At 69.6% G+C, this 19058-nt stretch carries 27 protein-coding genes; 16 read left to right on the plus strand and 11 right to left on the minus strand.

Going from position 1 to position 19058, the window contains the following annotated elements; genetic code table 11:
• Window positions 1-43 precede the first annotated feature (43 nt).
• From LV79_RS14845 to LV79_RS14870, 6 genes are all read left to right on the plus strand, one after another.
• Window positions 44-1390, plus strand: a complete 1347-nt coding sequence (locus LV79_RS14845) for a M20/M25/M40 family metallo-hydrolase (protein WP_253836763.1) — start codon at window positions 44-46, stop codon at window positions 1388-1390.
• A 254-nt stretch (window positions 1391-1644) separates the two neighbouring features.
• A complete protein-coding gene (locus LV79_RS14850; protein WP_253836765.1) occupies window positions 1645-2841 on the plus strand; it encodes a hypothetical protein in 1197 nt (398 codons plus the stop codon).
• Window positions 2842-2897: 56 nt separating this feature from the next.
• Window positions 2898-3305, plus strand: a complete 408-nt coding sequence (locus tag LV79_RS14855) for a hypothetical protein (RefSeq protein ID WP_253836767.1) — start codon at window positions 2898-2900, stop codon at window positions 3303-3305.
• A 365-nt stretch (window positions 3306-3670) separates the two neighbouring features.
• Window positions 3671-4093 carry a hypothetical protein gene (locus LV79_RS14860; protein WP_253836769.1) on the plus strand — a complete coding sequence of 141 codons (423 nt, stop codon included), beginning with the start codon at window positions 3671-3673 and terminating at the stop codon, window positions 4091-4093.
• Between the two features lie 87 nt (window positions 4094-4180).
• Window positions 4181-5386: a COG1470 family protein gene (locus tag LV79_RS14865; RefSeq protein ID WP_253836771.1), complete on the plus strand. Its 1206-nt coding sequence runs from the start codon at window positions 4181-4183 to the stop codon at window positions 5384-5386.
• Between the two features lie 95 nt (window positions 5387-5481).
• Complete coding sequence (locus tag LV79_RS14870; protein WP_253836773.1) at window positions 5482-5991, plus strand: hypothetical protein; 510 nt, start codon at window positions 5482-5484, stop codon at window positions 5989-5991.
• A 4-nt stretch (window positions 5992-5995) separates the two neighbouring features.
• Here LV79_RS14870 and LV79_RS14875 read toward each other — a convergent pair whose 3' ends face one another.
• Window positions 5996-6640 (minus strand): TetR/AcrR family transcriptional regulator, encoded by a 645-nt coding sequence (locus LV79_RS14875; RefSeq protein ID WP_253836775.1) that lies wholly within the window; start codon window positions 6638-6640, stop codon window positions 5996-5998.
• A 118-nt stretch (window positions 6641-6758) separates the two neighbouring features.
• Between LV79_RS14875 and LV79_RS14880 the strand changes: the two genes are divergently transcribed.
• From LV79_RS14880 to LV79_RS14895, 4 genes are all read left to right on the plus strand, one after another.
• Entirely contained in the window at window positions 6759-7385 is a 627-nt protein-coding gene (locus LV79_RS14880; protein WP_253836777.1) for an SRPBCC family protein, read from the plus strand.
• An 8-nt stretch (window positions 7386-7393) separates the two neighbouring features.
• Window positions 7394-7726: a hypothetical protein gene (locus LV79_RS14885; RefSeq protein WP_253836779.1), complete on the plus strand. Its 333-nt coding sequence runs from the start codon at window positions 7394-7396 to the stop codon at window positions 7724-7726.
• 84 nt (window positions 7727-7810) lie between these two features.
• Window positions 7811-8422, plus strand: coding sequence for a VOC family protein (locus LV79_RS14890; protein WP_253836781.1), 612 nt, complete (start codon window positions 7811-7813; stop codon window positions 8420-8422).
• A gap of 141 nt (window positions 8423-8563) precedes the next feature.
• Window positions 8564-8731: a hypothetical protein gene (locus LV79_RS14895; protein WP_253836783.1), complete on the plus strand. Its 168-nt coding sequence runs from the start codon at window positions 8564-8566 to the stop codon at window positions 8729-8731.
• Here the strand turns inward: LV79_RS14895 and LV79_RS14900 are convergent.
• Both LV79_RS14900 and LV79_RS14905 read right to left on the minus strand, forming a co-directional pair.
• Entirely contained in the window at window positions 8728-8907 is a 180-nt protein-coding gene (locus LV79_RS14900; protein ID WP_253836785.1) for a hypothetical protein, read from the minus strand. The genes LV79_RS14895 and LV79_RS14900 overlap by 4 nt on opposite strands.
• Before the next feature lie 7 nt (window positions 8908-8914).
• Window positions 8915-9421 carry a hypothetical protein gene (locus tag LV79_RS14905; protein WP_253836787.1) on the minus strand — a complete coding sequence of 169 codons (507 nt, stop codon included), beginning with the start codon at window positions 9419-9421 and terminating at the stop codon, window positions 8915-8917.
• Between the two features lie 123 nt (window positions 9422-9544).
• Between LV79_RS14905 and LV79_RS14910 the strand changes: the two genes are divergently transcribed.
• A complete protein-coding gene (locus tag LV79_RS14910) occupies window positions 9545-10015 on the plus strand; it encodes a DUF2231 domain-containing protein (RefSeq protein ID WP_253836790.1) in 471 nt (156 codons plus the stop codon).
• A 57-nt stretch (window positions 10016-10072) separates the two neighbouring features.
• Window positions 10073-10960 carry an aminoglycoside phosphotransferase family protein gene (locus LV79_RS14915; protein ID WP_253836792.1) on the plus strand — a complete coding sequence of 296 codons (888 nt, stop codon included), beginning with the start codon at window positions 10073-10075 and terminating at the stop codon, window positions 10958-10960.
• Here the strand turns inward: LV79_RS14915 and LV79_RS14920 are convergent.
• From LV79_RS14920 to LV79_RS14935, 4 genes are all read right to left on the minus strand, one after another.
• Window positions 10957-11169 (minus strand): DUF5703 family protein, encoded by a 213-nt coding sequence (locus LV79_RS14920; protein ID WP_253836794.1) that lies wholly within the window; start codon window positions 11167-11169, stop codon window positions 10957-10959. The two genes, LV79_RS14915 and LV79_RS14920, sit on opposite strands and share 4 nt — an antisense overlap.
• The gene (locus LV79_RS14925; RefSeq protein ID WP_253836796.1) at window positions 11166-12170 is read right to left on the minus strand and encodes a YncE family protein; all 1005 of its coding nucleotides are present in this window, start codon (window positions 12168-12170) and stop codon (window positions 11166-11168) included. The genes LV79_RS14920 and LV79_RS14925 overlap by 4 nt, the downstream gene beginning before the upstream one ends.
• A gap of 115 nt (window positions 12171-12285) precedes the next feature.
• On the minus strand, window positions 12286-12696 hold the full coding sequence (locus LV79_RS14930; RefSeq protein ID WP_253836798.1) for a winged helix DNA-binding protein: 411 nt from the start codon (window positions 12694-12696) through the stop codon (window positions 12286-12288).
• Complete coding sequence (locus tag LV79_RS14935; RefSeq protein WP_253838507.1) at window positions 12693-13169, minus strand: MarR family winged helix-turn-helix transcriptional regulator; 477 nt, start codon at window positions 13167-13169, stop codon at window positions 12693-12695. Before LV79_RS14935 ends, LV79_RS14930 begins: the two co-directional genes overlap by 4 nt.
• A 186-nt stretch (window positions 13170-13355) precedes the next feature.
• On the opposite strand from LV79_RS14935, the gene LV79_RS14940 reads away from it, so the two are divergent.
• Complete coding sequence (locus tag LV79_RS14940) at window positions 13356-13868, plus strand: hypothetical protein (RefSeq protein WP_253836800.1); 513 nt, start codon at window positions 13356-13358, stop codon at window positions 13866-13868.
• Here LV79_RS14940 and LV79_RS14945 read toward each other — a convergent pair.
• Complete coding sequence (locus LV79_RS14945) at window positions 13825-14796, minus strand: aldo/keto reductase (protein WP_253836802.1); 972 nt, start codon at window positions 14794-14796, stop codon at window positions 13825-13827. The genes LV79_RS14940 and LV79_RS14945 overlap by 44 nt on opposite strands.
• An 85-nt stretch (window positions 14797-14881) precedes the next feature.
• On the opposite strand from LV79_RS14945, the gene LV79_RS14950 reads away from it, so the two are divergent.
• From LV79_RS14950 to LV79_RS14960, 3 genes are read left to right on the plus strand one after another with little or no spacing between them, the layout of a single operon-like run.
• The gene (locus LV79_RS14950) at window positions 14882-15931 is read left to right on the plus strand and encodes an LLM class F420-dependent oxidoreductase (protein WP_253836804.1); all 1050 of its coding nucleotides are present in this window, start codon (window positions 14882-14884) and stop codon (window positions 15929-15931) included.
• A complete protein-coding gene (locus tag LV79_RS14955; RefSeq protein ID WP_253836806.1) occupies window positions 15928-16755 on the plus strand; it encodes an undecaprenyl-diphosphate phosphatase in 828 nt (275 codons plus the stop codon). The genes LV79_RS14950 and LV79_RS14955 overlap by 4 nt, the downstream gene beginning before the upstream one ends.
• A 26-nt stretch (window positions 16756-16781) precedes the next feature.
• Complete coding sequence (locus LV79_RS14960) at window positions 16782-17477, plus strand: histidine phosphatase family protein (protein ID WP_253836808.1); 696 nt, start codon at window positions 16782-16784, stop codon at window positions 17475-17477.
• A gap of 84 nt (window positions 17478-17561) precedes the next feature.
• Here LV79_RS14960 and LV79_RS14965 read toward each other — a convergent pair whose 3' ends face one another.
• The 3 genes from LV79_RS14965 to LV79_RS14975 form a co-directional block, all read right to left on the minus strand.
• Window positions 17562-18035 (minus strand): DUF2690 domain-containing protein, encoded by a 474-nt coding sequence (locus LV79_RS14965; protein ID WP_253836810.1) that lies wholly within the window; start codon window positions 18033-18035, stop codon window positions 17562-17564.
• A gap of 214 nt (window positions 18036-18249) precedes the next feature.
• Window positions 18250-18669, minus strand: coding sequence for an SSI family serine proteinase inhibitor (locus LV79_RS14970; protein ID WP_253836812.1), 420 nt, complete (start codon window positions 18667-18669; stop codon window positions 18250-18252).
• 159 nt (window positions 18670-18828) lie between these two features.
• Window positions 18829-18990: a hypothetical protein gene (locus LV79_RS14975; protein ID WP_253836814.1), complete on the minus strand. Its 162-nt coding sequence runs from the start codon at window positions 18988-18990 to the stop codon at window positions 18829-18831.
• Between the last annotated feature and the right edge of the window lie 68 nt (window positions 18991-19058).

Here is a 19058-nt window from a genome sequence, read left to right on the forward strand (position 1 = left end):
AACCGGGGCTGTCGGGGGTGGCGGGGGGTGGTAGGAAGGCGGGGTGAGTGAGCAGCAGAGTGCGTTGGCCGAGGCCCATGACACGTCGGTGTCCGAGGAGGAGGCGGTCGCGCTTACCAGTGAGTTGATCCGGATCGATACGACGAACACCGGGGATCCGGCGACCGTGGTGGGGGAGCGGGCGGCGGCGGAGTACGTGGCCGAGAAGCTCGCCGAGGTGGGGTTCGAGACCACCTACGTGGAGTCGGGGGCCAAGGGACGGGGCAACGTCGTCGCGCGGTTGGCGGGGGCGGATCCGTCCAGGGGGGCGCTGCTGGTGCACGGGCACCTGGACGTGGTGCCCGCCGACCCGTCGGAGTGGTCGGTGCACCCGTTCTCCGGCGCGGTGCAGGACGACTACGTGTGGGGGCGCGGCGCGGTCGACATGAAGGACATGCTGGGGATGACCCTGGCGACGGCGCGGCGGTTCAAGCGGGACGGGATCGTGCCGCCGCGGGACCTGATCTTCGCGTTCCTGGCCGACGAGGAGGCCGGGGGCGAGTACGGGGCGCAGTGGCTGGTGGAGAACCGGGCGGACCTGTTCGAAGGCGCCACGGAGGCCATCAGCGAAGTCGGTGGGTTCTCGATCACCATCAAGGACGGTGTCCGGGCCTACATGATCGAGACCGCCGAGAAGGGGATCGCCTGGTTGCGGCTGCGGGCCAGGGGGCGGGCCGGGCACGGGTCGATGGTGCACGAGGACAACGCGGTCACGAAGCTGACCCAGGCCGTGGCCAAGCTCGGGACGCACAAGTTCCCGATCGTGATGACCGAGTCGGTGAAGGAGTTCCTCGCTGCGGTCACCGAGCTCACCGGCATGGAGTTCGACGAGGCGGACCTCGACGGGTCGGTCGCCAAGCTCGGGGCCGTCGCCCGGATGATCGGCGCCACGCTGCGCGACACCGCCAACCCGACGATGCTCAACGCCGGGTACAAGGCCAACGTGATCCCGTCGGTCGCCGAGGCCGTGGTGGACTGCCGGGTGCTGCCCGGCCGCCGCGACGCCTTCGAGCGCGAGCTGGACGAGCTGCTCGGCCCCGACATCGAGCGCGAGTACATCACCAACCTGCCCTCGGTCGAGACCACCTTCGACGGCGCCCTAGTCGACGCCATGACCGCGTCGGTGATCGCCGAGGACCCGGGCGCGGTCACCATGCCGTACATGCTCTCCGGCGGCACCGACGCCAAGTCGTTCCAGTCCCTGGGCATCCGCTGCTTCGGCTTCGCACCGTTGCGGCTGCCCGCCGACCTGGACTTCTCGGCGCTGTTCCACGGGGTGGACGAGCGCGTGCCGGTAGACGCGCTGAAGTTCGGCACCCGGGTGCTGGACCGCTTCCTGCGCAGCAGCTGACGTCGCGCACGGCGGGTGGCGGGTTTACCGTCACCCGCCTGCGAGGTCGAGCGGCCCAGGGACGTGGCGTCAACGGCGACATACGTGATTGCGGAGCCAGGGGTGAGATTCGCCTGTGCTGGTTCGGTAAGCACCTTTGGCATGGTCGCCTGCGGGTCGTCATCGGAAGTCACGGGCGGCGCCCAGGTGTGGCTGCGGTCGGACCGGTCGAAATACACGGCGCCAGTGGGACTCGGCCTGGCAGGATCCGGGGTGTGGATCATGAGTTCGAGGGCCCCGAGGACGAGGCGCTGGCCGCGGTTGTGGCGGACTGGTTTGTGCGGGTCCTGGGGGACGCCGGGGTGGGGTTGGTGCCGGAGGCGGAGGACGGGGATCTGCTGCGCGACGCGGTGTTGCGGGGGTTGCCGGTGTTGTTCCTCGGTCGTCTGTTTCCGGAGAAGTACGACGAACTCCGGGGTGAGCTCCGTGCTGTGTTCACGTCGGGGCGGCCGAGCGGGCTCGGGGCGTCCGCCACGGGGGAGGATCTGCGTCGTCTGGTAGCCGAGACTGTTGCGCCTGTTGTTGGCCATCCCTTCTTTCGCTTCGGTTACCGCGATTTGGCCGACGTGGTGATGTCTCTGGCGCATCAGGTGCTTGGGCGGGTGATCGCGGTTGGCGGGCTCGGGCGGGTGGGTCCCGTGGAGGGCAGGCGGGTCGCGGCGCGGCTTGGGGAGTTGGGTTTCGCGGACTTGGCTGAGGTGTTCGGGGCCAACGTGCTGTCCGGGGTGGTGAACGGGCCGGTGGTGCAGGCCAGGGTCATCAACGGCGGGGTTCACTTGGTCGTCAATGACGTCGAACCTGGGCCGCATGAGGATCCTGTGGTGGCGACGGTGTCGGTCCACCAGGAGTTCGGCGTGGTGGGGACCGACGGTCTCAAGTTCGCTGTCAGCGGGCACTGTTCGATCTCCATCTTCGTGGAGGCGCGTACCGCGCGTGCGGTGGCGTTGACCGCGTTGCGGCCGGTTGTGTCGCGCCGCAGGCAACCTCAGCCCACATCCGGCTCGATGACCCTGGGAGCGTTGGAGGTCCGCTACTTCCGGACGATGCTCGACGACGACGTCCCGCGCCTGGTCCCGATGGCGAACAAGGTCGAGCGCAAGCCGGTCTGGCTCGACGGGTTCTTCTTCCGCAGCGCCCGGGTGGCAGACTTCCCGTTCGCCGTGGCGCCGATGGACCCGGAGATGTTCGTGGTCGAGCCGATCACGACCAAGTGGGAGACCGAGTTCCGGTTCGAGCTGGACTGGATCCACCTCGGCAGGCGGGGGACGACGGTGATCGACAACGACGGGTACCCGTTCCTGGTGGCGCCGAGGACGACGAAGGCGATCAGCGGGTTCGGGCCGCCGGTGGAGCCCGCTTCGACCAAGGTCATCACGGACTCGCATTTCCCGTGGCACCGTCGCCGGAAGTGACCTGAGTCCACTGTGGTCTGACGGGACTGAAGGTATTCTGTGACTTGGGGGGTGCGATGAGCTGGGTCACGAACGTGATGCTTGGGGCCGACATGGGCGACTTTCGGGTCGTTGACGAGTTCAACGTCTGGCTGTGGGAAGGGTTGCCGCAGCGTGACTATCCGGAGCGGTCCGGGCGTGGGCAGCTCCGGCGCATCACCGGGGACGACAACGGGTGGGGCGGGCCCAAGCATCCGGAGTGCGAGGTGTGGGCCGGGACGTTGAACCACGGCGATCTCGACGCGGTGCTGGCGAAGGTGCGGGCGTTGCCCTGGACCCACCCGAACCAGGTGCAGCTGTTCATGATGGACCAGGAGCAGTCGTTCTTTCGGCTGTGGATGTTCCGCGACGGTGAGCTGCGCCAGTACGCGCCGACGACACCGGTGGAAGAAGACGCGGACTTCTTCCCACCCTGGGACCTCTGACGAGACGGTGAGGTCATGGCGGTACCGGTTGGGCCAAGGCTGTTGACAGCGAGTGAGCGGGCGGTGGTACTTCGGTTGCTCGAGGCCGACTTCGTTGGCGTGGAGGAGTTGCGCGCGCAGGTGGACGTGGCTGAGGTCGTTGCCAAGTGGGGTGAGGAGTCGGTCAGCGTCGACCTGCGGGTGCCGGCGGGAGTAACGCCGTCGCCGGTGGGGAATGGGCCCGTTCCGGTGCGGGCGACTGTGTCTGACGGGGACCGGGGAGTTGTTGCTGTGGGTCGGCCACGGGCTGCTCGCGGCGTTGGAGTACGCGTGATACCTCGATGATGAGCCGAAGGAGTTGCCGGTGCCCTCGATGATCTCGTTCGATGACTGAGCGGTTCCGGTCGCCGTGGATGGTGCTGGCGGTGTTGTGCGGCACGGCTTTCGCGCTGTTGGGGGTGGTGATGCTGGCGTATTCGAGGGATGACATCGCCGCAGTGCTGCTTGGTGCGGGGCTTTTAGTGATGGGCGCGGTGTTTGTGGTGGTCGCGTCGCGGGCCGGGGTGCGGGTTGACGAGGCCGGTGTGCTGGAGCGGCCGCTGTTCGGGGTGGGGCGGGTTGTGGCTTGGGCGGAGGTGAGCGGAATCGCCATCGTGGGGAACGAGGCGAATACGTTGCCATCCAGGGTGCCGGTGCTGATCACCCGGTCCGGCGGGGAGATCCCACTGACGGCGCTCGCCTTCTACGGCAGCACCCCGCGTCGGGTGCGGCGGCTGAGGGAAGTGGTCGAGCGGCACGCCCTGGACTGACCGACTCGTGGTTGTCCGGTATTTGTCTAACCCTGGCACGCCGAGATCCGATACAACTTCTTGGTGGTTCACAACAGGGTCGACACCGTGTCCGGGAATATCATGCAGGCCAACGTCATTCGAGGTGAAGTCACCTTCACCAGCGCGAGCAACCACGACATCGGCCTGGCTCTGCGCCACCGGGATCGTGAGGTCTCCCTGGTCGTCGGTGAGCGGACGCCGTTCGATGTCACGGTGCGCAACGCCTCTGGCCAGCTGCGAGAAGTCGAGTTCGACCTCGACGGGGTACCGGGCCTCCATTGGGTGATCACCACCCGCCGAGGCGCCGGTGCCGCTTCGGTGTCGTTGGCAGCCGGGGAATCCGTGGACCTGACACTCACGGTGTGGTGCACCCCGGCGCGGCCGACTGTGGGCCCCGCGCAGCTGCGCGTGCTGGCGACGACGGACCGGAAAGCTTGGTGGCGCAGCGACCCGAAGCCGGTGCTCGTCGAAGCGAGCGCTGAGGTCGAGGTGACGCTGGACTTAGTGCAGGTGACCAAGCCCGGTCCCTACAGCGGATCACTCAAGCTCCGCAACGTCGGCAACACGCAGGTGCGCGTCGTCCCGCGGCGGCGGACCAGTCAGGAGGAAGGCGACAAGAACTGGTTGCCCGCGGACGCCGTCGAGTTCGATTCGGCGGCTGTGGTGCTGACTCCCGACGCCACGGCGACCATCGACCTCCGGGTGACGATCCCGTCGTGGAAGCCCGGTGTCACGATCTGGCACGTTCCGGTCGAGATCGGCACCGAGCGCCCGGAGGTCCGCACGCGCGGCCTGCCGCTGCGGATCACCCAGCACGACGTCGCGGCGGACCTGCGCAGGTTGTTCTGGACGAGGCGGTCCGTCCCGCAGGGCGTTCTCGTCCTGGGGGTGGTGTTCATGCTCGTATCAGGCTTGTTCCTCGGCTCCGAGTGGTCGGATCCTGCGGAACTCACCGTCGCGTCGTCTGTCCCGTGTGGTGATGCCGAGAAGCGGGTGGTCGCGCTGGAGTCGCTGACGAAGGAGGAGTTCGACGCTGACGGGCGCATGATCCTCGACTACGACAAGCGAGCGCTGCGGACCCCGCCGTCCGGGCAGTCGACGCGGTGGGCGAGCTACCAGGTACAGCTCAGCAGTGGGGATGCTCTCTGCGACAAGGGGGCGGCGGGGGAGTTCCAGTACTTCGTGTGGCTCGGCCCCGTGCCCGTCGCGGACATCCCGGCTCTGTGTGCTGATCTGGGGCGGGTGCCCGGGGTGTCGTGCAACCAGCTGTGATCGGCGGGCCAGGAAATCGGTGGTTTGGGCTGGTGGGGGTCGACAGACTGGCTCGTGGGCGCTGCGGTGGCGGCTGGGAGGACAGGGGAAGTGGGATGCGGGTCAGTGTTGAGTCCGGCTCGTCCATCGGGGGGTTGTTGAACTACGTCCGGGATGAGTACTCCTTCGCCTACTCGGTCGATCCCGGGGAGCGGGGCAAGATGTTCGACCGGGCGGGAGATGAAGGTCCCACCAGTGTCCTGATCGGCATGTTGCAGGTCGAGGTGGGCGCCGAGACGGGGGCCGCGCTGTTCGCGTGGGGCTACCACCCCCACATCAACTGGCAGGACGGACACTTGCCCCAGCCGGTGGCCACTCCCGGGATCGTTCGATTCGACGAGGACTTCACCTATGCCGTGTCGGTCAGCGTCGCGGCACCCATGGAGTGGGCGACCACGCGTGACGTGTCGTCGGGGTGGCTTCGGGTGGCCCCGGTCGGCTCCCCGGTCGACGAGGCCTTGGTCGAGATCGCCACGGACGTTCTGCTGGGGCACCGCGATGGGGAGTTCGCGGCGGTTTGGCTTCGGCCGACGGTGGTCGACTCGCTCGGTGAGGACGACGACTGAGGGGTCAGTGCTTGCGGAGGGCGTCGATCTCCTCGGCGATCAGCAGGTCCAGGTCGAGGTCCATGTTCGCGAACTGACCCGCCAGGTCGAGGGAGAGGATGCCGTGCAGGCGGGTCCAGAAGGTCAGCGCGCGGCGGATGGCGCTGCCGGTGGCGGGGTGGTCGTAGATCCAGGCGCGGTGGGCGTCCAGGTGGGTCTCGAGCGGGGTCGCGGGCTCACCCGCGGGTAGGAGCTCGCCGGCGTCCAAGAGGACGGCCATGACCTCGGCGGCGATCGCGGTGGTGTCGTCGGGGGCGTGGTAGCCGGGCACGGGGGTGCCGAAGATGAGGAAGTACCGCTGGGGGTCGGCGCGCGCCCAGTCCCGGATGACCCAGGCCAGCCCGGACAGGTCGGCGCCGTCCTTCGCGGCGGCGGCGACGGTGTCGGCGAGGCTGCGGTAGGCGTCGCGGATCAGTTCGGTGATGAGGTCGTCGCGGCTGGCGAAGTAGCGGTAGAGGGCGGGGCCGCTCATGCCGACCAGCTTGGCGATGGCGTTGAGCGAGAGCGCGGAGACGCCCGCTGTGGCGATCTGCTCCCACGCGTGCCGCTTGATGTCCGCGCGGACCTGGGTCCGGTAGCGCTCGCGCGGGCTGTGCCCCGGGTCCGTCATGCGGTGGTCCTCCTGGTCGGCGAAGTCGGTTAGAGGTTATCACGATCACTATTGACTCTCGCGAAGTGATAGTTATAAGTTCTAACTATCGCGAGAGCCTCTAGCAAGGAGAGTCTGCATGACCACCGCCCCCAAGGCCCGTCGATTCCGCACCGCCCTGCTGGCCATCCCGCTGGCGGCCGCCGGGTTCCTCGGCGCGGCCCCCGCCACCGCCGCCGCGACCACCCCGACCGGGCTGACCTGCCAGGGCAAGGGCATCAACCCGGCCGCCAAGATCCACTACGGCACCGAGACGGTCATCAAGGCGCCGCTGAGCACCGTGTGGCGGCTGCACACGAACGTCGAGGCCTGGCCGTCCTGGCAGGGCGCCGTCACCAGCGTCAAGCGGCTCGAGCCCGGCCCGCTGCGCCCCGGGTCGCGCTTCCGGTGGACCACCCCGGCGCCGCCGACGCCCACCACCCCCGAGACCACTCTGGTGATCACCTCCACCGTGGGGCAGGTCAAGCCCGGGCAGTGCGTCCGCTGGACCGGTCCCGCCGTCGGGGAGGGCCTGCGCATCGACGAGGGCGTCCACGTGTGGACGTTCACCGAGGTCAGGGGTGGTGTCATCGTCCGCACCGAGGAGAGCTGGCGCGGCGCCCAGGTCGAGGCCGACCCGGAGACCGCGCTCACGTACCTTGCGCCCGGTCTCGACCACTGGCTCGCCGACCTCAAGGCCGCCGCCGAGTCCCACTGCGGGCGATGAGCGCTCCGATGACCAGCACCGACCGCATCCCGCTGTCCGCGCTCATCGCCGCCTACGCTGTCCCGGTCTTCGTGGTCGGCGGGTTCGCGTTCCTCTCCGTTGTCCCTATCGCCGTGGCGGCCGTCGGCACCTTCCGGAACCCCCGCGTGCGGTGGTGGACGGCGGCTCTAGTCGCGGTCTATGTCGTACCGGTGACCCTCTGGCTGGCCGGTCCTAGCGACGCACCGAGCCTGTCCAAGTACCTCAGTCCCGTCGCTACCGCGCTGTTCGCGTCAACCGCGGCCGTTGTCGCTATCGCGTACCACCTCGCGCGTAGACGTACCGGAGCGAAGGCCGCGTGACTGTGCGCCCCGTGCTTAGCGCGGGGCGCACTCGGTCATGAATGGAGAAGCACAGGTCAGGCGGCCGCACTTAGCGTTATCGGCATGACCTCACTCGACAGCATCACCATCGAGGTGGCCGATCCAGCGGCCGCCGAGCACTTCTACGCGACGTTCGGAGTGGACGTCCGGATCCGTGCCTCGCAGGAACCGACTACGGGCTTCCGGGGCTTCACCCTGTCTCTTATCGCGGCGCAGCCCGCTGACGTCAACGCCTTGGTCGACGCCGCTGTTGGCGCCGGGGCCACGGTGATCAAGCCTGTCACCAAGTCGATGTGGGGCTACGGCGGCGTGGTGCGGGCACCGGACGGGACGATCTGGAAGGTCGCCACCTCGGCCAAGAAGGACACGGGACCGGCCAGCACGCGGGTCGACAGCATCGTGCTCCTGCTGGGCGTGGCCGACATGGCGGCGAGCAAGCGGTTCTACGTCGACCGAGGCTTCACCGTGTCGAAGAGCTTTGCCCGCATGTACGCCGAGTTCGACGGAGGCGCGGTCAAGCTCGCCCTCTACCGCCGCCGCGCCCTCGCCAAGGACGCGGGCGTACCGCCGGAGGGCACCGGCTCCCACCGCATCAGCCTCGGCTCGACCATCGACCCCTGCGTAGACCCGGACGGCTTCACCTGGGAGACCACCGACGTGACAGCCAGGTCCTGATGTGCCTCTCACCCTGCCCCGGCATCCTCGCCGCCCTCAGCCAAGAACCCCCCACCCCCGCTGACACCGAACACCCACCCGCTGATGCCCCAGCGGGTCAAGGTGTCCAGATCCCGCCGACAGCTGAGGTCCACACCAAGGATGAACGAGCACCTGCACAAGCTCGGTGTGCTGACCGTTGAGGAGTTCGGGCGCAAGAAGCAAAAGTTGCTGGTGCGCGTCGAGCGTTGTCCTCAGGGGACCGTTCGTCCCCCGCGTTATCGCCGATCTGACCCTGTGCTGGCTGATGCGGTCGTTGTCTGGGGCTAGTCCCACCGGATGGCGATGGCTAGGTGGCGGGGGCGGCCTGGATGGGGAAGTCGCGAGCGAGGGTCCTCCCGCCGCGTCGAGGCGTAGTCCCACAGTGCGTCCATCGGCTCGGCGGATCGGAGGCGGTCCGCCAAGTCCGCCGGGTCGAGTCGAGCCAAGTGCTCGGTGATGGCCATCCGGGCATCATGCCCGCGCCGCCGCGGCGCGGGAATCGCTTTGGGGCTCGGGCGGGATCCGGGCGAGGGTGACTTGGCCGGAGAAGGCGCTCTCGAGCAGGGTGTGGGTGGTGGGGGAGTAGGCCCAGAACTCCGGTGTGGACTCCAGGAGATGGGCGAGGTGGGAGAGGAAAAGGCCTGTGTCCACGCGCACCGTGGGGACGAGCGGGGTCTGCCAGATGAGGATCACGTGTGGGGCCGGGGTGAACCACTGGTTGGCCATGGCGATCGCGGCGGGCGAGTCGCGGTGGGTGGTGCCGAGGACCAGGTCGGGCACGGCGGACCAGTCGATGGCGGCCTCGGTGGTCCAGGGGAAGCGGTTGAGGCTTTCGCGTTCGTGGTGGTGGTGCTCGGTGTGGTCGAGCAGGTGCACGCCCGGGCGGCCCGACCACTCCAGCAGGCGGTCTGCGCGCGCGGATCGGACCACCCGCGCCAGGAACGCGGGTAGGTGGTCCCCTCGGGTTCCGTACGGCATCGAGCCCCTCCTCGCACAGTGGATTCTCAGCGTCAGGTTGTGGCGGGACCAGCGCGGACGCGGTTGACTGAACCGGACCGCGGGCTGGTGCGTACTTGGTGGGGCGACTATCGGAGGTGGATCGTGCCGGAGTTCATCGATGGGTTGCCGTTGCACGCGCTGGTGGTGCACGCGGTTGTGGTGCTGGTGCCGCTCGCCGTGCTGGGGACGATCGTGATCGCGGTGTGGCCCGCGGCGCGGCGGCGGTTCGGGTGGTTGGTGGTGGGGTTCGCGGCGGTGGCGGCGGTGTTGACGCCGATCGCGTCGTCCAGCGGCGAGGACCTGGAGAAGCGGCTGCCGGAGAACGACCTCATCAAAGCGCACGAGGAGCTCGGGGACACGCTGATCTGGTTCGTGCTCGGCCTGCTCGTGGTGGTCACCGCCCTGATGGTGGTCAGCACCCGCTCGGCGGAGGCGTGGACGAAGCCCGCGGTGATCGTGCTCGCGGTGCTCTGCGTCGGCGCGGGCGTCGCGGCCGGGATCCACACGTACCGGGTGGGAGACGCGGGCGCGCGCGCCGTGTGGGACGGGATCGACCAGCAACCCGCTCGGTAATCGGGTGGACACGTCGCGCTCGAGCAGGTTGGTATGGACCTGACCCGAGGAGGCGACTTGTCCGCAGGTGACACCTCATCGACCGAGGTGACCATCACGACCGCTCTTGTCCGAGACCTGGTGGCCGCGCAGTTCCCCCAGTGGGCCGACCTGCCTGTAGCGCCGGTGTCGACTCAGGGGGTCGATAACGCTACCTACCACCTGGGCGCCGACATGTCGGTACGCCTACCGAGGTTCGCGCGCTGGGAGGGGCAGGTCGAGCGCGAGCAGACCTGGCTGCCCAGACTGGCCCCACACCTGCCGTTGACCGTGTCCCAGCCGCTAGAGCGTGGAGTGCCAGGACAGGGCTACCCGCTGCCGTGGTCGATCTACCGCTGGCTCGACGGCGACCGAGTCGACCCGGACAGGCTCGACGAGCGCCAAGCCGCGACCGATCTCGCCGCGTTCCTCGGTGCCCTCTGGTCCATCGACACCGCGGGCGGTCCGCCGCCGGAGTGGAGCAACGGGTTCCGCGGCGTCGACCTCGACGACGTCAGCTACTCGCCGGTCGTCGCCTGGGTGCTGCAGCAGAAGATCGACGCGCTGGTCGGGGTGGTCGACACCGACGCCATCACCGCCGTCTGGGAACGCGGGCTGGCCGCGCCGAAGTGGGCCCGGCCGGGCGTGTGGATCCACGGCGACCCGGCGGCGAGCAACCTGCTGGGTGACGGCCCGCGGATCACCGCCGTCATCGACTTCGGCACTCTGGCCGTGGGCGATCCCGCGTCCGACCTCATCGCCGCCTGGACCGTGCTGACCCCGCGCGGACGCGACGTGTTCCGCGCGGCCCTCGACGTCGACGACGCCACCTGGGCGCGCGGCAGGGTCTGGGGCCTGTCCGGACTTCTGCCCGGCCCAGGCGGACCTCTCGACCGCCAGCGGCTAGAGGCCCTGTTGACCGACTAGATCGCGACCCGCGGTAGTCCTACCTTGCGCACCTTGCGCCGCAGCAGCACCTTGCGGGTGCCGTCGGCGTAGAGGCGGACCCGGGACAGCTCCCAGCCGTTGAACTCGGCCTGGATGGCCAGCTGCGTCGCCGCCGTGAGCCGGGAGACCCCGGGCGGCAGGCGCAGCGGGAGGTACTCCCAGTCGCCCTCGACGATCGTCTCGCTCATGGCCGCACCACCTGCACACCACCTCCATTGGCGGACGCGACCACCACGCGCCCGGTCTCTGGATCGACCGCCACCGAGTTCGGCTGAGAGACGGTCGGGTACCGGTGCCGTTCCACCGGCTCCTCGCCGCCGACCTGGTAGCCGACGAGCTCGTTGGTCTCGGTCAACGTCACCCACGCCAAGTCGCGCTTGGCGTCGTAAGCGATCCCGTACGGCGACCCCGCCACCGGGTAGCGCTGACGCATCAACAGCGGGTCTAGCGAGAACGCGAGCAGGGCGCCGCCACGGGTGTCGGTGACGAGCACGCGTCCCCACCGGTCCACGACTCCGTTGGTCGAGCCCTGCCCGGCGCGCAGCCCTTGGCCCAGGGTGCCTTGCGCGACGTCCAGTTGGAACACCGCGTTGCGCAGCCGGTCGAGCACCAGCGCGCGCGGGCCGGTGCTGAACACCTGGTCGGCGCTGAGCAGGCTGCCCGAGATCACGCGGCGCACCTGACCGTCGCCCAGGACGGCGATCTGCTTGCGGTCGCGGACGGCGACAAGGGTGTCATTGCCGAAGGTCGCCGTCGCGGTCGGCAATCCGTCTACAGCGGACTCGTCCAAGGTGCCGTCAGGTAGCGCTACCCGGACCACGCGGCCCGGGATGGTCGCGAGCACCGCGCCACCGTTGCCGGCGAGGGTCAGGGAGTCGGCCGGGCCGGGCAGCGTAAGAGCGCGCGGGGACTTGTCCGGCGCGTCGAGGTCATAGAGGCGGAGTTCGGCGCCAGAGGCCACGGCGAGAACACGGGTGGTCGCGTCGGTGGCGACCGCGGTGACCGGTGCCGACAGCGGCAGCACGGTCCCGGCCGGGGTCGCGGACTGCGCGGGTGACTGGGCCGGGGTGGCCGCGACGGGGTTGTCGGTGACCATCAACTCGTCCCTCGGCTGATCACCCGACGAACACCCCGCGGTGAACGCGGCGCAGAGCGCGGTGGCGGTGACCAGGACGATGGCGCGGGTCAAGCAGACCTCCGGACGGCGGGGACGGACGTCTCCCCAGCATCCCGCACCGAGGACGTCAAGGCCACGTCCGGCTGGGTGTGTCCGCCCACGATCCCGCCGACCGGAAGCCCCTTGCTCAGGCGGCCAGTTCGGCCTCCGCCCGCGCGGTCACGACGGCCAGCACCCGGCCCGCGGTCTCCTTGTCCTCGGCGGGCAGGTCGCCGTAAAGCGTCTCGGTGATGCGGTCGAGACCGTCGCTGATGTGCTGGAAGCGGACGCGGCCATCGGCGGTCAGCGCCACTCCCGTGCTGGTCAGGCCGGTCGAGGCGAGGCTCGCTACGGCGGCTTCGGCCTCGATGCGGTCGACGCGCAGGCGGGTGGCGAGCCGGTCGACGAGGTCGTCCTCGGGGATCGGGCCGTCGGCGAGCAGGACGAGGGCGACCCACTCGGAGAAGGTGGTCGTCGTGTCGTCGAGCAGGCGGTCGAGCAGGGCGCGGGTGGCGCGGCCCGCCTGGCCGATGACGAGGCCGTTGAACGGGTAGGTCATGTCTCCTCCAGTGTGGGGCTGTCTGGCATGTGGTCCGCTGGATCACCGTCGTCCAGCAATGTGTGCAAGGCGTCGACCAGCGCGCGCGTGCGGGGGCTGTCGAGTCCGCCGAGCGGTGCGGTCAGGTCGTCCTGGAGCGCGCGAACCGCGGCGATGGCCCGTTCGGCGCACTCGCGGCCGTGGTCGGTGGGCGACAGCAGCATCGCCCGGCTGTCGTCGGGGTCCGGGGTCCTGGTGAGCAGCCCGGCCTGCTCCAGCGACCGGGCCAGCTTGGACACGTACAGCGGCTCCAGACCGGTGAAGTCCGCCAGGCGGCGTTGGCTCGGCCGGGTGCCCGATCGGTGCAACGTCAGCAGCGGGGCCAGCACCGCGTACTGGGCGTGGGTCAGGCCGTGCGGGGTCACCGCCCGGTCGATGGCCGCCCGCCACCGCGTCGACACCCGCCAGAGCAGCCCGGACACCGGGGTTCCCATCGCAGCCACACCAGACACAGTACATGGCTACTAAGTACATGGACAGTGTTCGCTTTGACACGAAATACGCAGGTCGGGTTCACTAGATCCGGGACTGTGTTGCGCCGGGCGAGTGATGTCGAAACCAACTTGTAACACCGACTGTGGCGCGGCCGACGGAGCAGGCACCAGCGCAGGGAGGTAGCCATGGCGATCGACCCCGCTCACCTGCCGATCTTCGGCGATCCCGAGCCCGTCGACGCGCCCGCGCCGGTCCGCGCCGCGATGGTCCTGCTGCTGCTCAACGTCGGGTTGACCGCCGCACACCTGGCCGTCGTCTCCGCGCGCACCGATCACGACGTGTCGCTCTCGGTCGTGCCGATCTGCCTGGCCATGGGCTTCGCGCTGTGCGTGCGGTCCGGCCGCGACTGGGCCAGGGTGGCGTCGCTGCTGGTCGCCGGGCTCGCGCTGCTGCTGATGCTCGGCATCGCCGAGGGCGTCCTGGGGACCGCCGCGTTGGTGCTGTCGACGCTGCTGGTCGTGTCCGCCGCGCACCTCATGTACCGGACGGACGTGCGCGACTACTTCGTGCTGGGCGACGACACCGACCTGGATGGCACTGACTCTGACAGCACTGACCTTGACGGCGCCGACTCCGGTAGCGCTGGCGGGGCCGCTAGTGCAGACGTCGCTCGGGGTAGCCGAACTCCACCGCGCTGACGTCGTCCAACGCGGATCTGATCGCGGCAGGTAGCGTCAACTCCTCCGCTGCCAACGACCCCTTCAACTGTGTCGTGTCCCGCGCGCCCACCACCGGCGCCACCACGCCAGGACGGTCACGCACCCACGCTAGGGCCACCGCCAACGGTGAGGTCCCCAGTCCGTCCGCCGCCGTGGCCACCGCCTGCACGATGCGCGCCGCCCGCTCCGTGCGGTGCCGTTCGACATACCGCGCGAACACCGGCGACGCCCCACGCGAGTCCGCGGGCGTGTTGGTCCGGTATTTGCCGGTCAGCACACCGCGTCCCAACGGCGCCCACGGCAGCACTCCCAGCCCGTGGTGCAGGCATGCGGGAACGACCTCCCGCTCTACCCCGCGCTCCAGCAGCGAGTACTCCACCTGCGTGCTCACCAGCGGTAGACCTACCGACGCCTGATGCGCCGCCGCCGTCGCGGTCTGCCACCCCGAGTAGTTCGAGATCCCCGCGTACCGCACCTTGCCCGCGCGCACCGCGCTGTCGACCGCCGCCAGCGTCTCCGCCAACGGCACCGACTCGTCCCACGCGTGCAGCTGCCACAGGTCGACGTGGTCGGTGTCCAGCCGCCGCAGCGACCCCTCCAGCGCCGTCAGCAGCGCCCCGCGCGACGCCCCGCCGCCGAAGGGCCCGTCGTGCCTGCGTGCGACCGCCTTGGTCGCCAGGACCACGCGCTCGCGCGGCACCAGGTCGCCCAGCAACGAGCCCAGCAGCTTCTCGGCCTCCCCGTCGGCGTAGATGTCCGCGGTGTCGACCAACGTCCCGCCCGCCTCGGTGAACGCCGCCAGCTGCGCCGCCGCCTCATCGGCGCCGGTGTCCCCGCCCCAGGTCAGCGTGCCCAGGCCCAGCCGGGAAACCCGCAGCCCGCTGCGCCCGAGGTGTCGTTGCTCCACGATCACCGAGCCTAGGCGGCCACCCGGGTACCGCCACCGGAGGCCCACTGGCCAACCACCGCTACCGGTGAGTAACCTGCCGGTCATGCGACTCGGACTGAACATGGGCTACTGGGGTGCGGGCAACGACGCGGCGAACCTCGAGCTGGCGCGCGAGGCCGACCGGCTCGGCTACTCGGTGGCCTGGGTCGCCGAGGCCTACGGCTCCGACGCGCCGTCGGTGCTGGCCTGGGTCGCCGCGCAGACCGAGCAGATCGACGTGGGCAGCGCCATCCTGCAGATCCCGGCGCGCCGCCCGACCATGGCCGCGATGACCGCCGCCACCCTCGACACCCTCTCCGGCGGCCGGTTCCGGCTCGGCCTCGGCGTGTCCGGCCCGCAGGTCTCCGAGGGCTGGTACGGGGTCAAGTTCGACAAGCCGCTGGCCCGCACCCGTGAGTACGTCGACATCGTCCGCGCGGCGCTGCGCCGGGAACGGGTCGACTACCAGGGCAAGCACTTCGTCCAGCCGCTGCCCGACGGCCCCGGCAAGGCCCTCAAGCTCACCGTCCACCCGGTCCGCGAGCACATCCCGATCTACCTGGCCGCCATCGGCCCGAAGAACCTCGAGCTCACCGGCGAGATCGCCGACGGCTGGCTGGCGATCTTCTACTCCCCGGAGCACGGCCGCGAGTCGCTGGAGCTGATCGCCAGGGGCCGGGCCACGGCGGGCAAGACCCTCGACGGGTTCGACGTCGTGCCCACCTCCCCGCTGGTGGTCGACGACGACTGGCGCGTCGCGGCCGACACCGTCCGCCCCTACGCCGCCCTCTACGTCGGCGGCATGGGCAGCCGCGAGCAGAACTTCTACAACGCCCTCGCCTGCCGCATGGGCTACGAGGCCGAGGCCGCCGAGTGCCAGGACCGCTACCTCGCCAAGGACTACGCAGGCGCGGCCGCCGCGGTGCCGCTCGGGTTCATCGACTCCACCTCGCTGCTCGGCCCCAAGGAGCGCATCGCGGAGAGGATGCAGGCGCTCGCGGAGTCGGGGGTCACCACGCTGACCGTTTCACCCATCCTGCAAGATTTGGAGCGCAGCAAGGCGGCCCTCAGGGTGGCCGTGGACGCTCTGGATCTCGCGGGAGTCGGTAGTTGACCTGGTTGCAAGCAATCGTCCTCGGCATCGTCCAGGGGCTCACCGAGTTCCTGCCGATCTCGTCCTCGGCGCACATCCGGATCGTCTCGGAGCTGTGGTTCGGCGGTGACGCGGGCGCCTCGTTCACCGCGGTCATCCAGCTCGGCACCGAGACCGCGGTGATCATCTACTTCGCCAAGGACATCTGGCGGCTGCTGCGCGCCTGGTTCGTGGGCCTGTTCAAGTCCGAGGCGCGCAGCGACCCGGACTACAAGCTGGCCTGGTACGTCATCATCGGGTCCGCGCCGATCGCACTGCTCGGCGTGGTGTTCAAGGACCTCATCCGCTCGGGCCTGCGCAACCTGTGGATCACCGCCGTCGTGCTGATGGTCTTCGCGGTCGTCCTCGCCATCGCCGACGAGCTGGGCAAGCAGCGCCGCGACCAGCTGACCATGCGCGACAGCATCGTCATGGGCTTCGCCCAGGCCATGGCACTGGTGCCCGGGGTGTCGCGTTCGGGTGGGACGCTCACCGCGGGCATGTTCCTTGGCCTCAAGCGCGAGGCGGCCACCCGGTACTCGTTCCTGCTGGCCATCCCGGCGGTGTTCGGCGCGGGCATCTTCAGCATCCCCGACGTCATGGACCGCAGTGGACCGGGCGTGCAGGCCAGCATCCCGCAGACCGTCGTGGCCACCGCGGTGTCCTTCGTCGTGGGCTACGCCTGCGTCGCCTGGCTGCTGCGCTACGTGTCCAAGAACAACTTCATGGTGTTCGTCTGGTACCGCATCGCCCTCGGCGCCGTCCTGTGCGGACTGCTCGCCACCGGGGTCGTCGCACCGACGTGATCACCCACTGCCTAGGCTGATCGCCCATGGCAACACTCGTCCTCCTCCGCCATGCCCGCTCCACCGCCAACGGCTCCGGTGTGCTCGCGGGTCGCAGCGAAGGCGTCACCCTCGACCCGACCGGTCAGCGGCAGGCCGCCGACCTGGTCGACCGGCTCGCCGAGGTGACGCTGCACGGGATCGTCCGGTCCCCGCTGCCGCGCTGCGAGCAGACCGTCAACGCCCTCGCCGCCGCCCGCGGCATCGACCCCGTCGTCGACGACGCCTTCGCCGAGGTCGACTACGGCGCCTGGACCGGCAAGGCCATCAAGGACCTCGTCGGCGAACCGCTGTGGAAGGTCGTGCAGCAGCACCCGTCCGCCGCGGTGTTCCCCGACGGGGAGGGCCTGGCCGACGTCCAGGCCCGCGCCGTGCGGGCCGTGCGGGCCCACGACGCGCGGATCACCGCAGAACACGGTGAGCGCGCTGTCTGGCTGCTGTGCAGCCACGGCGACGTCATCAAGTCGATCCTGTCGGACGCCCTCGGCCAGCACCTGGACACGTTCCAGCGGATCGTGGTCGACCCGGCGTCGGTGAGCGTCATCCGCTACACCGAGACCCGCCCGTTCGTGCTGCGCATGAACGACGCGGGCAAGGAGTTCGCCTCCGTTGTCCCCCCGGAACCCAAGCCGGACGAGGCCCCCAGCGGCGACGCGACGGTCGGTGGCACTACCGGGCGCTAGTGCTGTCCGGTCCGGACGCGGTACCCGTCGCTGGTACCGCGTCCGTCGTACCGCTGCCTTAGCGCTTGGGTGGGTGTCCGTCGGTCAGCAGAATGTGAACCACGGGTTGTCCGGCCGGTTCGTCGACGCGATGACAGCACCGGAGGGAGCACGCACCACGGCTGACACGTCGACGCACGTGGTGCCGGGCGCATAGACCTGCATCCCGTAGCTCGACCCGACCGCCGGGTCCGGCTCGTACTGCTCGAAGTAGCCCAGCCACCCGCCATTCCCGTCGGGCTGGCTCGACATCCGACGGATCCCCTTGGTGACGGTGTTGGCGCCGTCGTTGACCAAGATGTTCGCCCGGACCCAGTTCGTGCCGCAGGTGGGCGAGTACCGAAGCTCCATGGTGCCGTGAACTGCTTGCGGACTCGCGATGTTCCGGGTGGCGATAGTGATCGCGTCCGCTCCGCAGCCCGTTGTCTGGGGGTTCGTCCCCGTGTACGGGTCGTTCGGTGCCGCTTGGGCGGGTAGGCCGGTGGTGACGACGGCGCACGTTGCCAGCGCGACGAACAATGATCTTCGACCGACGGTCCTTATCGGTTCTCCTCCCGTTGTCCGGAGGAGTGAACAAGGTCGTGTCGTGGCCGAGGAAGAGGCCAGACGGGTTCGTGAGTGGTCGATCGAGTGGTTGTCGTGTGCGTCGCGGTCAAGCGAGTGACGGTAAGGCAGCGCTTCGCTCTAGGTCCGCAAGCCTGGTTTGTGCTCTGCCTGCACTTCTCGGGTGTCTCTAGTAGCCGAACACGTCGTTGCTGCTGACGATGGCGACGCACTGGTTGGAGTACTCGCGGGTGAAGAAGACGTAGTCCCCGTACCAGTCACCCTTGGCCGTGACGACCACCGGGTCGTAGTTGTACGGGCAGGGCCTGCTGGTGTCGGGCAGTGCGTCGAAGTCGGCGTTGACGGACTTGAGGGCGTCACACGCCGCCTGCGGGTCCGCGTGGGTACTGCCGTCGGTGGGGTCGCAGTTGAGGATGGCGGCCTTGGTGTTGCCGCTGTTGAGCCACTGGGTCGTCAGCACGAACGACGCCCCCGGCTCAGCCGCCACCCTCACCTCTTCGGCCTGGCTCGCCGTCGTCGCGGTAGCGGCGGCGGCACTACCCACGACCATCCCCGCCAAGAGCACACTGGTGAGCACGGTGCTGCGCATGGAGAACCACATCCCGGGAGTCTCTGGACTTCGCCCTACCGTCCCTGCGTACCCGCCCCCGAACGCCGAGGTCCGCACCGACCCGGCCAACCACACGATCGTGCGGATTTCCTCACCCGCGTGAGGGGTGCGCGGCTCACCCCGCACCCCTCACCACCCTCACCCGCGGCGACGGCCACGACGCCCGCGCGCCCGCTCGGTCGACGTCGCGGTGACCATCGCGAGCAGCGCGGGAGGCAGCAAGGCGAACCCCGGCGCGGTGGCGGCCGCACCGGAGAACACCAGCATGAGTTCGGCGATCAGCACGGCGCTCAGCGCCATGACCCTGGACAGTGGCGATAGGTCGTAGGTCGCGAACAAAGTGATCAGCGCTCCTGTTCGTCGGGGTT

It is taken from the genome of Actinokineospora globicatena, from assembly GCF_024171945.1.
Classification (GTDB): Bacteria; Actinomycetota; Actinomycetes; order Mycobacteriales; family Pseudonocardiaceae; genus Actinokineospora; species Actinokineospora globicatena.